Source organism: Candidatus Kuenenia stuttgartiensis (assembly GCF_900232105.1).
Taxonomy (GTDB): Bacteria; Planctomycetota; Brocadiia; order Brocadiales; family Brocadiaceae; genus Kuenenia; species Kuenenia stuttgartiensis_A.
Map to the genome: position 1 here is coordinate 3,336,996 of NZ_LT934425.1, position 14,359 is coordinate 3,351,354.

Here is a 14,359-nt window from a genome sequence, read left to right on the forward strand (position 1 = left end):
TAACGAAAGAGATAGTAAAAAAATAAAGGCTTTTTTTTGTTCTCTACATTACAAGCGAAGCATTTGAAGTGCAAGAAAAGGTCTTGCCGCAAAATTTCTGAGCGTCTTTGCTCGCAGCCTATAATGCTGCATTGCTAAATGGGTGAAAGTCCCATATCGGAAATTGGTTGTTTGACCGATTAGCTATATCTGACATATTGTAACGGATGTTCACCCCAAGTCAAAAAACAAAAGTGCCGTAAAAGCCTTATATTTATTGACTTTTACGCCGAACAGCAAGCTTTTTTCTAGTGACTACCCGTATGTTCCGGCTTGGCAATACTTCTGGCAACTTTATCTGTAATGCCTCTAATAATTCATGTGATTGTTGCCGCGGACACGGGATCTTCTGGCAACTAGCTTTTTGGCCTTTGATTGTTACTTCCATCGAACAAATGGTCGTCAATTGTGCGAGACCTTCCTCTACCGTCAAGTCAAAATTCTTCCACGCTCTGCGCAGCCTTCGAATTATCATGTACGCAAGCATTACCACAAACACATGTCCCCGTGTACTATCCTCCTTTCTTACATACACCGGACGAACCTCCAAATTCACCGTCTTACAGTCCCGAAACGCCTTCTCCACTTCCGTTAAATCCTTGTATCGTTCATGTACCAGATTGGTATCCGCCTCGTTCTCCTCAAGATCAGTCTTGATTGCGTAACAACCATCAAGATATGATGCTGCTACGTCTTAGAATAAATGCTCCAAAAATGCCCAATTAGTCTCAGAATATTTGAGTCTAATACCCAGCAAATGATTTGAAAAATCTTACCCAGCTACCCCGCCTTTTTTTTATCCTGCGTAAGTATTTCACTTGATTTTTTGTTCACGTTAAGAAAAATACATCGTTTACCCCGTTAGAAAGAAGTTCCGTCCGTAAGGCGGAGTAAAGCCTCATTAAATAGTTTGGAAGGGGTTAAAACCACTTCCAAACTTCCTAACGGCGGTTTACTTCCCAGTTCCCCGTTTTCACGAGGACAAGTTTTGTAAGATTTTTCCGGAACATAAAAAACTCAGGGCAGGAGGACCGAACGTTGGGAAACTTCATCCTCCTGCCCATTTCCCCCCTATACAAAGGAGGCAGTGCGTGAATATTATAGAAAAAATCCACAAGCATGAAAAGCTTATTGCGACAAAACAGAAGCCATGCTTTTGTCCAAAGTGCAAGAGTACCCATGTCAATTTCACCCTTCATGAATGCAGATATCGGTTGTTTCACGTTATTATCGACTCCCTTGTTCATACGATAGAATCTTTCCTGGGACGTTGGAAATGTTCCTTGTGCAAGAAGACGTTTACTTCCTATCCTGAGTATGCGCTCCCTTACAAGCGGTACGTAAAGGATCACTGTCTCTCCTTCAGTCAGGCTTATGTCAAAGATGATACAGAAACCTACCGGAGTGTCTCCTCTGCCATCGGATATACTACCCGAACACAGGAAATAGACAACCGCATGCTTGCCTGGTCAACCGTTTGGAGGTGGCTGCGTTTCTTTGGCTCACTGAAATACACACTCCGCAACGCCTTTGACCTCATCAGGCAGGCCGACCCCAACTCTCCGGTTTTTCGCCAAATGTTTCCCATTTACCACGGAAAGTATAAAAGCAAACAACGAAAAACCTCCCTCGATCAATCGATTCAATTGTTCAGCGCCGAGCCGGAATATCACCGAATTTTTGGGCATTCATTTTTCCCCGAACTGGCAACAAAAAGCGGCTGGTCTTGAGTTACAATCACCTCCACACTTAAAAAAGGAGGTGAATTATGAAATCGAAAGACGAAAAATGGGCTTTATTCTGGTGCAATCTTCTGCATCCTGTCATCTTCGGTGAGATTGAGAAGGAGCAGACCAACCTTTTTCTGAAAAAACTCTGCCTTCAGGAGGTCGTATTCCCCAACGGAAAGCGGAAAAGACCCACTATCTCTACCCTCAGGAGAAAACTCAACCGCTACCGCAAAGATGGATTTCAATCTCTTGCAAGAAAGGCGAGGAGCGACCGTGGCGCATCCAGAAGGTTTTCTCCTGAAATTATCGACAAAGCCGTTGAACTCAAAAAAGAACAACCACGCCGCAGCGACGATTGCCTCAACCGCTTTCTTGAGAAATACTATGGGAAAACGATCCCCAAATCCACCCTCTACCGCCATCTCAGACTCGCAGGGGCGACCCGGCTCAAACTCGGCGTCTCACAGCAAAAGGTGCGTATACGCTCTTAGCCGTGAGCATACCCACGACCTCTGGATTGGCGACTTCCAGGAAGGCCCTTTCGTGCTCGTTGACGGCGAGGCGCTTCCCACAAACCTCTGTCTCTTTATCGACTGCTACAGCCGTTATGTGGTCGAAGGACGGTATTATCTCAAACAAACCCTCGATATCCTTATCGATTCTCTCATCAGGGCCTGGACTATCCACGGCTCGCCCAAAGAACTCTACCTCGACAATGCCAAGGTCTACCACTCTGACGCCCTGCGCTCTGCCTGTTACAACCTCGGCATTAAACTCATCCACAGACCACCACGCGACCCTGCTCCCGGCGGACTGGTCGAACGTTTCTTCGGCACCAGCCAGACACAGTTCGAGTCGGAAGTCCGCTCCGGCGACATTATCACCCTTGATGCCATTAACCAGGCCTTCTCCGCTTACCTTGCCGTTGTCTATCACGCAAGAATCCACTCCGAAACCAATCAATCTCCAAAACAACGCTACGACGAGGGGCTTACCGTCATCCGACACGTCGATATGGACGCCGCTCTTGCCTTCTTCATGAAACGCATCCCCAGAACCGTTGACAGAACCTTTGCCGATGTCCGCATTGATAACCGCTTTTACCGTGTTGACCCCAAACTCAGAGGCGATAAAGTAGAAGTCCGTTACGACCCATACGGCGATCTCAAAAAGGTCTTGATCTATTCCGCAAACGGTGAATACCTCGGCTCGGGAAATCTCTACCTGCGCGACCAGGGCGCTGAAACTCCAGCCGCCTCACCTTCAAAACCAAAACATAATTACCTCGACCTTATCACTCAGAAACACAAATCCATTCTCCAGGCTCAGGCCAAAGGCATTGATTACCACCAAATCATCTCCGAACGACCCTGGCCATTCATGGCATTCGTCCAGAAACTCGCACTCCTCATGGGACACAAAGGCTCTCTCTCCGCCTTCAGCTCTCATGAACTCGAATCGCTTAAAAAATGCTACAACCGTATCCCCGCTCTCAACGAATCATTGCTCACGGAGGCATTCCAAAATGCCTCCGTGAAAACCTTACCCTATATCATTCGTGAATTACAAATCGCTTACTCGAAAAAGGAGGTCTCTTAACCATGTTTACTTCTCATTTTTCCATGACTACTCAGCCGTTCTCTGAAAGAATCAACACCAGCCTTATCATGAAAGACGAACGCTTTACCCAGGGGCTTGCACGACTCCAATACCTCTTACACTCAGGCTCTATCGCCGTCCTCTACGGACAGACGGGAGTCGGAAAATCCACACTCCTCAAACTCTTCCTCTCACAAATCCCCCAAAACCTGTTTCTCCCCATCTACCTCCATTTTACCCACCTAAAATCATCCAGCCTTCTCTCCTTAATCGTCTCCCAGCTCGGTGAAATACCAAAACACACCAAAGACCGGCTCTTCCTCCAAATTATGGATAAATCCTTGCGCTCAAATCTCACTCCCATTATCGTTATCGACGAGGCTCATCTCCTGAAAACCGACGCCATCACAGACCTCAGACTCCTTGTCAGCTCTCCGCTTGATTCTTCCACTCATCTCAAAATCATCCTCTCGGGACAGGAACACCTCAAATATATCCTCAAAAGAGACATCCATGCCGACTTCGCACAACGCATCTCGGTACATTACCACATTCATCCCCTTACTAAAACTCAAACCGCTGCATACATAGACTTCCATCTGAAATCTTCCGGCGCATCCGATAAAATCTTTGACTCAGACGTCAAAGACCTGATCCATGAGTTCTCCGCCGGCATCCCAAGGCAAATCAACGCCATTTCCACCGCCTGCCTGATTAACGCTTCCATCAGACAATCACAGAAAATTACCCAGGATATCTTCCATCAGGCTCTTGCTGAAATTCAATCTTTTTAAGGAGGTCTACCATGGCCCGTCTCTTTTCCCCTCAACTCTTGCGCTCATTACGAAACGATATCCCCATCGATCGACTCATCGCTGATGTCCTCTCCATACCTCATAAATACTCCGAAGGCTATTTCCGCTTCCTCTGCCCTCTCTGTTCTGAATTTAATTCCGCCACCAACCCAAATACGAACCTCGCCAGGTGTTTCCGTTGTAAAAAAAACTTTAATACCATCGACATCGTCATGGTAGATTCCAACTCCTCTTTCCCAGATGCTGTCTATCTGCTAAAATCCGTTTTACCTCAATATATTAATTCCACTTAATCTGAGAATTCCAGGTTCATTTATTGTGGGGCTTAGCAATGATGCCTCCTTTAATGCTTCCTCATCTCTCTCTATCTTTAGCGTCCTATCCTCTTCTTTTATCTGCACCCACCCATCAAGTTTCAATCTCGTTAGCCTTTCCCTTGTTGTTTCCAGGGCCTTCGATACTGACGACTTAGGATGTTCCTTCAGATAACTGTTCTTCTTCACGATGTATTTCTCTATACTCTGTAATTTTGATACACGGGTCTTTGACATCTCTTCCGCCCTTACCGGATTGCGCCTCAGAATATATCGAACCTCATCATCCTTTATCTCGCAGAGCTTTTCTTCGAACAATCCTAATTGCAGTATCCCTTTATTTATCAACGACTCTATCTGCGGCTTAGTTATCGCCGTTATGTAATGAAACCCTTCCGGTAAACTTTCGATTTGCACCGTCTTGATCATCCCACGATCTCCTACAATCGTTACATCTTTGCATCCAAACCGCTCTAATACCTTCTTTACCTGAGATTCAAAGGTCTTCGGATCCTGGGTGTTGCCCCTAAATACTTCTGTTGATACCGGCTCCCCGGATTCATCACAAAGCATACCGATCACTATCTGTTTTTTCCTCTTTTTGCCGTCACGATTATACCCGTACTCACCAAAATGATTCGACTTCCCCTCTAAATATAGTCAAACAAATCAGGTTTTCGAAATTTGCTCGCCAATAATTTGAAAATTTTCAGTTAAAAGAGTAGACAATTCATCTGTATACTCGTTAATATTTTTGAAAAAACTTAAACATTTGTTTTTAAACTTCTCATAAGTATCATAATACTTGTTATACAATATTTTTTTGCGAAAGAATTTCCATAATCTTTCAATGAGATTTAAATTGGGTGAATAGGAAGGGAGAAATTTGATCTTTATTCTCGAATTTGCAAGGTATTCTTTGACCAACTTAGACCTGTAATATTTAGCATTATCAGAGATTATGTAAATAGTACCGGCTTGAGCATACCTTGACTCTATTTCATGGAAAAGCTTTATTGTTGATTGAGCATTGATGCTTTCATCTTCCCGGATTGTTACTTCAAAGGTTTCTATGTCAATAGCACCGTTTAAATTTATTCTTTTCCTGCCGGTATTAGAGGGTATTTCCTTCTTTTTGCCTTTCTCTATCCAGCAATATGCAGACGTAGAATTGTGCTGTGGATGAACTCCATCCATAAAAAGTATCTTATAGCCAAACAAATATGATTTTAGAGATTTGGCGATAAAATGGCTTTCTAAAAAACAGATTTATTTGACTAGGCATATTATCAAACACACCCCTAAATCCCCTCTTGATAGCTGGGGATGACCCATATTTTTTGCTGGACACCGTGTTAACCGTATGTTACACTGTGTACATGCTTAGAGTAGGAGGTCGAATATTTTCAGATGATGTAATAAAGCGTTTATCAGAAACTATCCAAAAGGAACCGTGCCTATCGCGTCGTAAACTGTCGCGTCTGGTATGCGAATGGATGGACTGGCGGAATCAAGCGGGCCGTTTGCAAGAGATGAGTTGTCGCAAGGCGTTGTTGGAATTGGATCGTCGTAAAGAGATCAATCTTCCAAAGGTGAACAGGCATTATGCATTTCAAAAAGTCAATAAACCTGCGGAGGCGCCTCCGATTGCGGAAGTGTCATGCGAGCTAGCGGAGTTGGGTGACGTAGAGATTATACGGGTTACAACGAGATTCCATTCGAAACTTTGGCGTAGCATGTTAGAAGCGCATCATTATCTTGGAAGTGGGCCCCTATGCGGGGCGCAACTTCGGTATCTTGTACGCAGTGAATATTACGGATGGATAGGAGGGCTAAGTTATAGTGCCTGTGCCAGACGGGTGGAAAGTCGCGACGAGTGGATAGGATGGACGGAGGAAGCACGTAAGCGGAATCATACGTTTGTTATCAATAACAGTCGGTATTTAATAGCGCCTACGGTAAGAGTAAAATGTTTGGCATCGCATGTATTGGCAAAATGCCAAACACGTTTGGTAGATGATTGGGAAAGAGTGTATAAATATCGTCCTGTACTTTTAGAAACCTATGTGGAACGAGGACGGTTTTCCGGAAGCTGTTATCGGGCAGCTAACTGGAAGTATGTAGGAGGCACGGAAGGTCGAGGACGAAAAGGAACAGGTGCAACGGTCAAAGACGTTTATGTTATGCCGTTGCAAAAGAAATGGCAGGCGGTGTTGTGTTGTTGTGCCGATGGCAAAGTACATGTTCGCCAAAGAGTGGCACAAAAAGAGCCTCGGGATTGGATAGAAGCGGAACTTGGAGGAACAAAATTGGGCGATGCACGATTGACCTCAAGACTTTTAGAAATGACAGGTATGTTTTATGACAAACCTTTGGCAAACATTCCGCAGGCGTGCGGCTCAGTCAGTGCGACTAAGGCTGCATACCGATTCCTTGACAATGAGAATGTAGATTGGAAGGCGATATTGCAAGCTCATTATGAGGCCACGGAAGAGCGTGTGAAGGAGAATAGTTTGGTTTTGGTAGCGCAAGATACTACGACTCTGAATTATAGCACACATCCGAATACGCAGGGGTTAGGGCCGATAGGTACTAAGAGTAAAAAAGTTCGTGGACTGATGGTGCATGATACGATGGCGTTTACTGAAAGTGGCACACCCTTGGGACTTCTGAATGTGCAATGCTGGGCGCGGGACGGAATAGGCAGCAAACATAAACGACACAAGAAGCCTATCGAAGAGAAGGAAAGCTGGAAATGGGTGGAGAGTTACCATGCAGTATCGCAAGTACAGAAACGCTGTCGAAACAAATCTTTGCTGGTGGTTGTGGCAGATCGTGAGGCCGATATTCACGAGGTATTCGCTGAGCAGTATAATACGCCTGATGGCGCTCAGTTGCTGATCCGTGCAGAACGTTCGCGCAATAGAAAGGTTGTTGATGATAAAGAATCATGCGAGTTTTTGTGGACTAAACTGGAACAGCAACCGGCGATGCCTGTTACGCTACGCCCACCTATGCTAAAAAAGAATATGCCTGCGGTCAGGGTGTGGGCGGTGCTGGCGCAGGAAGTCAATCCGCCTATCGGAATTGATGGGTTAGAATGGATGCTGTTAACCACAGTTGCGGTTAAGCAAGAAAAAGATGCTTACGAACGTTTGGAATGGTATGCTCGCCGATGGGGTATTGAGTGTTATCATCGTATTATCAAGAGCGGTTGTCGTGTCGAGGCCCGGCAGTTGGAGAGTGCTCGTCGTCTATGCAACGCTTTGGCCATTGATATGATTATAGCTTGGCGTATCCATTACCTGACTACTTTAGGACAAGAAACACCTGATGTCCCTTGTACTGTCTACTTCAGCGATTCTGAATGGAAAGCATTGACAACTTTTGCGAACAAGGTCAAGGAGCCTCCTGATTTACCTCCAAGCCTCAATGATGCCGTGCGGCTTTTAGGTAAACTTGGCGGTCATCTGGGTCGCCGTGGTGATGGCCATCCCGGAAGTGAAGTACTTTGGCGAGGCATGTCACGTTTGGCTGATATTGAAGTTGCTTACGAACTTTACACCACTTAGCCTTCAGCTCAATTGGCCGTACAACTACGGTGCTCTTGAAATTTGTGGGTAAAGATTAGCTTGATAGAGGGGACTTCTTATCTCCCCCCTAAAAAGAGGGGCCGGGGGTGTGTAAATTTTTCGAAAACCTTATTTGTTTGACTATATCTCCAGGGGCTTTCTCTTCTTTGAGTTGTTTGTAGTTTTCGATAAATTCTTTTTGTTTTTCAGGGTTTGCTTTGCCTGGAACTATTGTGGTTTTCTTGTAAGTAAAGCCTAATCTATCGAGGGTATGTACCATTCCTTCGGGTGTATAGGTCTTATTGAATGTCTGTTTTACATATTCAACAATTTCTTTTGCCGCGCTATAGTTGTTTTTCCTGATATGATCTTTTAATTGTTCTTCTTGTTCGCAAGTGAGTTTTGGCATACAGCCAACATAATTGTCAGATAAAAGCCCGTCGAAACCTTTATCTTTGTATAGTTTTTCGTAATTCCTGATTGTTTGATCGTCTAACAAGAGCGCTTCTGCTACTTCTTCATAACTCCATCCTGAATCAAGAAGAAGTATAGCTTTGATTCGGTCGGCATGACGTCTATGAGGCTCTTTCTTATGTGCTTTTTTAAATTCTATTCGGGTTTTTTCACTGAGAAATGGATTCATGCAGAATTTAATACTCTAGAAACAATTCAAATGCAAGAAAAAAACAGGTTCTTCTAAAAATAAATGCTTTTTGCTATAACTGCTCGTCACGTCATACAAAAACAACTTCGGCTTATTGCCTCCTCGTCTTAACTCAAACAGCTTTCGCTCTATCTTTGCCTGATTCTCTGACAACCATGACAAATTATCGTACAGATTGTTCTCGTCAAACCCACGCTTCATATCCAGGACGTCACCCGCAGCATGTATCTGCGCCAGCCTTACTGCAGACAGTCTTGACCCCTGGCCTATTACCCTTGCCATTACTTGCCAAAGCGCCAGCTTTCCTTCAAAGTCCTTTCCCAATGCCTCTTCTATCCCTAATTCCTTTGCCACTTGGTACACGCTCCACGCTGCTCCCACAGACAAACCCTCATGGAGTTTCACCGATTCTGACAATGCGCCCAATGCACAGAGATCGTCTTTATGTGCGAGTGCAAGTCTTATCGCTTCAATCTCCAGGGGAGTGCAATTCGACAGATTCGCAATGGTGCGTTTCTTGACCTTCCCATCCTCACGGTACGATTCCCGCAGAAGGGTAGATCGATAGATTTTTTTACCGGATTTTGACTTGTTCTCTACAATATGCATGTCCACCATTGTACAGATAACAACCATTATCCGTCAAGTATATTGTCGTATAATAACAATATATTAGTGACTACATATTTATTAAAAATACAGCCTTAACAAACTATGTATTAAGCACTTATGCGTTTTGGCAGGGGTGAACATCCGCTATAAGGCCGCAGGATGGATTTTTTTAGGACATTCAACCGGTTTTGCCAGATCATCACAAGGCTATCTTCTGCACAATAAGCCAAAGATGGTCTTTGTTCGCTCATTGAATGCACAAGTCCAAAAACAACTTAACAACCTTAATCTTACCATACAATTAAGAAAGGAGACAAAGCCTATGAAATTATCTTTAAAAGATGCGGAATTTCTTGACCGTTGATGAAGAGGGATTTCCCAAGCAGAGCAAGGTTTTTGAGGGCAATGTGTCGGAGCCTGGTACCCTAAAAGATATTTTGGATGGATTAAAAAAAGAAGACGGTATGTTTTCAAATGATAGAACGATAGTTATGGACGCAGGGATAGCAACGGAAGAGAACATTGCGCTTATCAGGAAGAGTGGCTATAAATATGTGGTCGTCTCGCGCAAGAAATCTTTTGAAGATACTTTTTGGCCTGAAACGGACGAAGAGAAGATTATGTTATCAGACGGGAAAACAACGTTGGGCATGAAATTAGTCCGTACTGAAGAAGAGGCATTCCTTTTATGCCACAGCGAGGCAAAAGAGGCAAAAGAGGCAAAAGAGAAGTCCATCCTTTCCCTGAAAGAACAAAGGTTTGAAGAGGCGCTCTCGGCAATAAAAGAAGGATTAGAGAAGCCAAAAAGACAGAAAAAATATGATACGATCATAGAGAGGATAGGCCGGTTAAAAGAACGCTACAAGGTGGGCAATTTATATACGATCAAAGTGGAACAGACGGATGGCAAAGCGACCGATATCAAATTTAAGAAAAATGCTCAGGCGCAAGCAAAGGAAGAAGCCATAGGCACGTATGTATTACGGACAAACCGACTTGATCTTAGCGGGGAAGAGATATCAAAGCTCCATAGGTCGTTGAGTACTGTTGAGGAAAGTTTTAAAACAATGAAAGGCAACCTTGGTTTACGGCCAAACTTTCACCACACAGATACCCCAACCATTGCCCACGTGCATGTCACTGTATTGGCCTATCACATACTTGCCGGGATATTAAAAAAGCTAAGAACCGCAGGGGTTCATTATAATTGGAATACGATTCGTAATATCCTTGCCACCCATATAAGGGTAACAACGACCATGAACACAAAGGACGGCTGCGTTATTGACGTCAGAACCTGCACAGCGCCCACGGAAAAGCAGCACACGATTTACAATAAACTACAAATTAAACATACACCATTAGGCAGAAAAAATATAAAATCACCCATGAAAACTCAAAGATGTAGTGCCGAAAAATGAAGGACTAAAGTCGTATCACATTGGCAATAAAAGAGATACGATTTCTGCTTGTCGAAGTTGGGTTAAGAATGACCTTGTGTTTACCGGTGGCGCTGGGACCAAAATTGACAGTGACAATCTCCGAAGGGCACTTGACAGGGCATTGCAGAAGGCGGGTATTAGAGACGTACTCCGCATACATTCCGGCATACCTTTGCGACGCGTTTGGCGCAAAGAGGTGTGGATATTTACAAAATAGCAAAACTGCTGGGATATAAAGATATTCGTATGACACTGCGTTATGCCCATCACTGTCCTGATAGTCTGCGGGATGGTGTTCAGATTTTATGGACTGACTACAATTTGACTACAGTTGAGGAAAAACAAGTAGTATCAAATTCCTGAAAACCATTGAAAATAATGGTGGAGCTGAGGGGATTCGAACCCCTGACCTTTTGAATGCCATTCAAACGCGCTCCCAACTGCGCCACAGCCCCACATAGAATAGGTGATAGTTTTTTTAGATGAAGTGTTGGTAAGTTTCAAATATCGATGAGATAAAAAGCTACCATGATACTTGCTGATTGTCAAGGTTTTTCAACAGAAATCAATGGTCTTTTCAATTGATTACGTATGAAATTCTGTTAGAATCTGAATCTGTTTTGTATCGTTGCGAAAGATGAAGAAAGGCACAGGGCTAGATTTACCCACTTGCGCCTTTTTTTAATGGGGAATACGGTACAGTTGGCAATCTGTAATCTGCAGATTGAGGATTGAGGAGGATAAAAATTATTATAAAAACCTCAACTTATTTAGAAGTTACGTTTGTTTTTATTGTCCTATCTATCCTGTGTATCCCTGTTAAAACTAAAAATTATTACTAATTTTTTTGCAATACCTCGCTTTTAAGGAGTAGCTAATGGCGCAAAGGGAGTACAATTTTACCGGTATTGAAACGAAGTGGCAGGGATACTGGGAAGGCTGCGGCTTATTTTATACGGATGATACAAAGAAAAAGGACAAGTTCTATTGCCTGGTAATGTTTCCGTATCCATCCGGCACATTGCATGTAGGACACGGCAGGAATTATATTATCGGAGACGTTGTCGCCCGGTACAAAATGATGAAGGGATACAATGTGCTTTCTCCCATCGGATGGGATGCTTTCGGGCTGCCTGCTGAAAATGCCGCTATCAAAGGAGGTACGCATCCTGCCGCATGGACGCACAAAAATATAAAAGCCATGAAGCACCAGCTTCACCGATGGGGAGTCGGATATGATTGGGACAGGGAAATTACGTCCTGCAATCCTGATTATTATAAATGGACGCAATGGATTTTTCTGAAACTGTATGAGAATGACCTTGCATATAAAAAGAAGGCGGCGGTGAATTGGTGTCCCTCGTGCAGTACGGTATTGGCCAACGAGCAGGTGGTAGATGGATGCTGCGAACGGTGCGACAGCCCTGTGCGGCAAAGGGATCTGGTGCAGTGGTTCTTTCGTATCAGCGACTATGCCCAGAAGCTTCTTGACGATCTTTCGTTGCTGGAAGGATGGCCGGAGCGGGTAAAAACAATGCAGGCGAACTGGATAGGGAGAAGCGAGGGGGTGCGCATTGATTTCCGGCTGGAAGGTTCGGGAGAGATATTGCCTTGTTTCACCACACGGTCCGATACCCTTTATGGCGTTACTTTTGTCTCTTTGGCGCCGGAACATCCGGTAATTGAGCAACTAGTCATCGGTTCTCAGCGCGAGGGCGAGGTGATGGCGTTTGTTGAAAGAGCGAGAAACCAGGGGATGGTGGAACGTACGGCGGAAGATGCCGTAAAAGAGGGGATTTTTACCGGAATGTATGTTATCAATCCGGTTAATAATACAAAAGTACCCCTGTGGGTAGGAAATTATGTGCTCATGGAATATGGTACGGGCGCTGTCATGGGCGTACCTGCGCATGACCAGCGGGATTTCCTTTTTGCAAAAAAATATCATTTGCCGGTTAAGGCCGTTATTCAACCGGAAGGGGAATCATTTGACGCCGAAGCGATGAAAGAGGCCTTTACCTGTGAAGGCGTTCTGGTTAATTCTGAGGCATTTAACGGCATGCCCAATACGAGGGCAATGGTTGCGATTGCTGAGCATCTTGAAACGAAGGGGCTTGGGAAAAGGACGGTGACGTACCGGTTGCGCGACTGGCTAATATCGAGGCAGCGTTATTGGGGAACGCCTATTCCTATTATATATTGCGAGACGTGCGGAACGGTTCCTGTTCCGGAATCACAGCTTCCTGTACTTCTCCCGGAAGAAATCGAGTTTCTGCCACAAGGCATGAACCCCCTGGCAAAGATTGATTTGTTTGTCAACACGACTTGCCCTAAATGTGCAGCGCCTGCAAAGCGCGAGGTTGATACGATGGATACTTTTGTTGATTCGAGCTGGTATTTCCTCCGATACCTTTCTCCTAAGGATAATAATCAGCCTTTCGATAAAAAAAAGGTAAATGTGTGGCTGCCGGTGGATCAGTATATTGGCGGTGTGGAACACGCCATTTTGCATCTTTTATATTCACGGTTTATTACGAAGGCTCTTTATGATCTTGATTTCATCGGATGTAAAGAACCGTTTCACCATCTCTTTACACAGGGGATGATTATTAAGAATGGCGCGAAGATGTCGAAGTCAAAGGGGAATGTGGTAAGCCCTGATGTACTTATCGAAAAGTATGGCGCGGATACCCAGCGTCTTTACACCCTTTTTATAGGGCCGCCGCAGAAAGATGCAGAATGGAACGACCGGGGTGTGCCAGGAGCGCACCGGTTTCTGAACCGGCTCTGGCAAAAGGTTATAGAATTTGAAGAGAGTTATGCAAAGGTTGGGCGCACACAAATTGACATGCAAAAACTTCCCCCGAAGGCAAAGGCAATTTACCGTCAAACGAATCAGACGATTAAAAAGATTACGGATGATTTAGACACTTCGTGGCATTTTAACACGGCGATTGCCTCGATTATGGAATTACTAAATAATATTGATTCATTTAAGGTTGTTGCGCCTCGCAATACGGAAGAAGAATTGGAGTTCCGGGTTTTTAGGTATTCTATGGAAACGATTCTATTGCTCATGGCCCCGTTTGTTCCTCATATTTGTGAAGAATTATGGGAGGCGATGGGGCATAAACCCAGTATCTTCAATAATAAATGGCCAGAATACGACAAGGATGCGATTCAGGAAGAAGAGGTTGAGATTGTTATTCAGGTCAATAGTAAGGTAAGAAGCCACATTTCTGTACCGGTGGATATCAGCGATGAAAATTTAAAAGAACGTGTAATGATAGACGAAAGTGTTATTTTATGCATGAAAGGAAAGACAGAGGTCAAGACCATTATTATTCCCAAAAAACTGGTGAATATTGTGGTGAAATAGGAAGTAGTTGTTGATACCGTGGATTCCTGAATGTAGCGCGAAGTACAACTTCGCTCTATCTCAAAAAAAACGCCGAAGGCTTAACTCCATTCTCGTTCTCAAGTAGCGGCAAGGCATGCCTTGTCGCTACTCGGGGGCACACATGTCCTGGAAGCTCCTGCTTCCATTTAATAAGAAATATTGGGATCAAAAG

Annotated in this window: 15 protein-coding genes, 1 tRNA gene and 2 pseudogenes; 11 read left to right on the forward strand and 7 right to left on the reverse strand. The window is 44.3% G+C overall.

Annotated elements, in window-relative coordinates; all coding sequences use genetic code 11:
* Window positions 1-253: 253 nt before the first annotated feature.
* Window positions 254-625, reverse strand: a complete 372-nt coding sequence (locus KSMBR1_RS15575; RefSeq protein ID WP_157820647.1) for a hypothetical protein — start codon at window positions 623-625, stop codon at window positions 254-256.
* Between the two features lie 355 nt (window positions 626-980).
* Complete coding sequence (locus KSMBR1_RS15580; protein ID WP_099323529.1) at window positions 981-1,391, reverse strand: hypothetical protein; 411 nt, start codon at window positions 1,389-1,391, stop codon at window positions 981-983.
* Window positions 1,392-1,496: 105 nt separating this feature from the next.
* Here KSMBR1_RS15580 and KSMBR1_RS21180 point away from each other — a divergent pair, with 105 nt between their 5' ends.
* Genes KSMBR1_RS21180 through KSMBR1_RS23595 form a run of 5 tightly spaced genes read left to right on the forward strand, consistent with a single transcriptional unit; the run spans window position 1,497 to window position 4,476 of the window.
* Window positions 1,497-1,769, forward strand: a complete 273-nt coding sequence (locus KSMBR1_RS21180; RefSeq protein WP_131493604.1) for a hypothetical protein — start codon at window positions 1,497-1,499, stop codon at window positions 1,767-1,769.
* Window positions 1,770-1,807: 38 nt separating this feature from the next.
* Entirely contained in the window at window positions 1,808-2,260 is a 453-nt protein-coding gene (locus KSMBR1_RS23590) for a helix-turn-helix domain-containing protein (RefSeq protein ID WP_164994994.1), read from the forward strand.
* A 52-nt stretch (window positions 2,261-2,312) separates the two neighbouring features.
* Window positions 2,313-3,368: a Mu transposase C-terminal domain-containing protein gene (locus KSMBR1_RS15590; RefSeq protein WP_230407994.1), complete on the forward strand. Its 1,056-nt coding sequence runs from the start codon at window positions 2,313-2,315 to the stop codon at window positions 3,366-3,368.
* A gap of 2 nt (window positions 3,369-3,370) precedes the next feature.
* The gene (locus tag KSMBR1_RS15595; RefSeq protein WP_099323525.1) at window positions 3,371-4,162 is read left to right on the forward strand and encodes an ExeA family protein; all 792 of its coding nucleotides are present in this window, start codon (window positions 3,371-3,373) and stop codon (window positions 4,160-4,162) included.
* A gap of 11 nt (window positions 4,163-4,173) precedes the next feature.
* On the forward strand, window positions 4,174-4,476 hold the full coding sequence (locus KSMBR1_RS23595) for a CHC2 zinc finger domain-containing protein (protein WP_099323524.1): 303 nt from the start codon (window positions 4,174-4,176) through the stop codon (window positions 4,474-4,476).
* On the opposite strand, the pseudogene KSMBR1_RS15605 reads toward KSMBR1_RS23595, so the two are convergent.
* Both KSMBR1_RS15605 and KSMBR1_RS15610 read right to left on the reverse strand, forming a co-directional pair.
* Window positions 4,450-5,145 (reverse strand): annotated as a pseudogene (locus KSMBR1_RS15605) (IS1634 family transposase); the annotation flags it as partial. The gene KSMBR1_RS23595 and the pseudogene KSMBR1_RS15605 sit on opposite strands and share 27 nt — an antisense overlap.
* Window positions 5,146-5,166: 21 nt before the next feature.
* Window positions 5,167-5,694 (reverse strand): IS630 family transposase, encoded by a 528-nt coding sequence (locus KSMBR1_RS15610; RefSeq protein WP_099326145.1) that lies wholly within the window; start codon window positions 5,692-5,694, stop codon window positions 5,167-5,169.
* A 182-nt stretch (window positions 5,695-5,876) separates the two neighbouring features.
* On the opposite strand from KSMBR1_RS15610, the gene KSMBR1_RS15615 reads away from it, so the two are divergent.
* Window positions 5,877-8,069 carry an IS4 family transposase gene (locus KSMBR1_RS15615; protein WP_099326146.1) on the forward strand — a complete coding sequence of 731 codons (2,193 nt, stop codon included), beginning with the start codon at window positions 5,877-5,879 and terminating at the stop codon, window positions 8,067-8,069.
* An 88-nt stretch (window positions 8,070-8,157) separates the two neighbouring features.
* Here the strand turns inward: KSMBR1_RS15615 and KSMBR1_RS15620 are convergent, their stop codons facing one another.
* Together KSMBR1_RS15620 and KSMBR1_RS15625 are read right to left on the reverse strand one after the other, a co-directional pair.
* Window positions 8,158-8,712, reverse strand: a complete 555-nt coding sequence (locus KSMBR1_RS15620; protein ID WP_099323679.1) for a helix-turn-helix domain-containing protein — start codon at window positions 8,710-8,712, stop codon at window positions 8,158-8,160.
* 15 nt (window positions 8,713-8,727) lie between these two features.
* The gene (locus tag KSMBR1_RS15625; RefSeq protein ID WP_099326147.1) at window positions 8,728-9,369 is read right to left on the reverse strand and encodes a hypothetical protein; all 642 of its coding nucleotides are present in this window, start codon (window positions 9,367-9,369) and stop codon (window positions 8,728-8,730) included.
* Window positions 9,370-9,478: 109 nt separating this feature from the next.
* Between KSMBR1_RS15625 and KSMBR1_RS15630 the strand changes: the two genes are divergently transcribed.
* The 4 genes and pseudogenes from KSMBR1_RS15630 (at window position 9,479) to KSMBR1_RS23600 (ending at window position 11,150) form a co-directional block, all read left to right on the forward strand.
* Complete coding sequence (locus KSMBR1_RS15630) at window positions 9,479-9,709, forward strand: hypothetical protein (protein ID WP_099326148.1); 231 nt, start codon at window positions 9,479-9,481, stop codon at window positions 9,707-9,709.
* Window positions 9,699-10,766 (forward strand): annotated as a pseudogene (locus tag KSMBR1_RS15635) (IS1634 family transposase); the annotation flags it as partial. The gene KSMBR1_RS15630 and the pseudogene KSMBR1_RS15635, both read left to right, overlap by 11 nt.
* Window positions 10,753-11,004 carry a hypothetical protein gene (locus KSMBR1_RS21670; protein WP_172953459.1) on the forward strand — a complete coding sequence of 84 codons (252 nt, stop codon included), beginning with the start codon at window positions 10,753-10,755 and terminating at the stop codon, window positions 11,002-11,004. The pseudogene KSMBR1_RS15635 and the gene KSMBR1_RS21670, both read left to right, overlap by 14 nt.
* Window positions 10,986-11,150, forward strand: coding sequence for a hypothetical protein (locus tag KSMBR1_RS23600; protein ID WP_419470183.1), 165 nt, complete (start codon window positions 10,986-10,988; stop codon window positions 11,148-11,150). The genes KSMBR1_RS21670 and KSMBR1_RS23600 overlap by 19 nt, the downstream gene beginning before the upstream one ends.
* Before the next feature lie 16 nt (window positions 11,151-11,166).
* Here KSMBR1_RS23600 and KSMBR1_RS15645 read toward each other — a convergent pair.
* Window positions 11,167-11,242: transfer RNA gene (locus KSMBR1_RS15645), tRNA-Ala, on the reverse strand.
* A 422-nt stretch (window positions 11,243-11,664) separates the two neighbouring features.
* On the opposite strand from KSMBR1_RS15645, the gene leuS reads away from it, so the two are divergent.
* Entirely contained in the window at window positions 11,665-14,166 is a 2,502-nt protein-coding gene (gene leuS / locus KSMBR1_RS15650) for a leucine--tRNA ligase (RefSeq protein WP_099326151.1), read from the forward strand.
* The last annotated feature ends 193 nt before the right edge of the window (window positions 14,167-14,359 follow it).

What these genes read in the sequence shown, in the direction of transcription:
- KSMBR1_RS21180 (WP_131493604.1), top strand. Translation starts at nt 1,497, where the DNA reads ATGCTTGCCTGGTCAACCGTTTGGAGGTGGCTGCGTTTCTTTGGCTCA.
- KSMBR1_RS23590 (WP_164994994.1), top strand. Translation starts at nt 1,808, where the DNA reads ATGAAATCGAAAGACGAAAAATGGGCTTTATTCTGGTGCAATCTTCTG.
- KSMBR1_RS15595 (WP_099323525.1), top strand. Translation starts at nt 3,371, where the DNA reads ATGTTTACTTCTCATTTTTCCATGACTACTCAGCCGTTCTCTGAAAGA.
- KSMBR1_RS23595 (WP_099323524.1), top strand. Translation starts at nt 4,174, where the DNA reads ATGGCCCGTCTCTTTTCCCCTCAACTCTTGCGCTCATTACGAAACGAT.
- KSMBR1_RS15610 (WP_099326145.1), bottom strand. Translation starts at nt 5,694, where the DNA reads ATGGATGGAGTTCATCCACAGCACAATTCTACGTCTGCATATTGCTGG.
- KSMBR1_RS15615 (WP_099326146.1), top strand. Translation starts at nt 5,877, where the DNA reads ATGCTTAGAGTAGGAGGTCGAATATTTTCAGATGATGTAATAAAGCGT.
- KSMBR1_RS15620 (WP_099323679.1), bottom strand. Translation starts at nt 8,712, where the DNA reads ATGAATCCATTTCTCAGTGAAAAAACCCGAATAGAATTTAAAAAAGCA.
- KSMBR1_RS15625 (WP_099326147.1), bottom strand. Translation starts at nt 9,369, where the DNA reads ATGGTTGTTATCTGTACAATGGTGGACATGCATATTGTAGAGAACAAG.
- leuS (WP_099326151.1), top strand. Translation starts at nt 11,665, where the DNA reads ATGGCGCAAAGGGAGTACAATTTTACCGGTATTGAAACGAAGTGGCAG.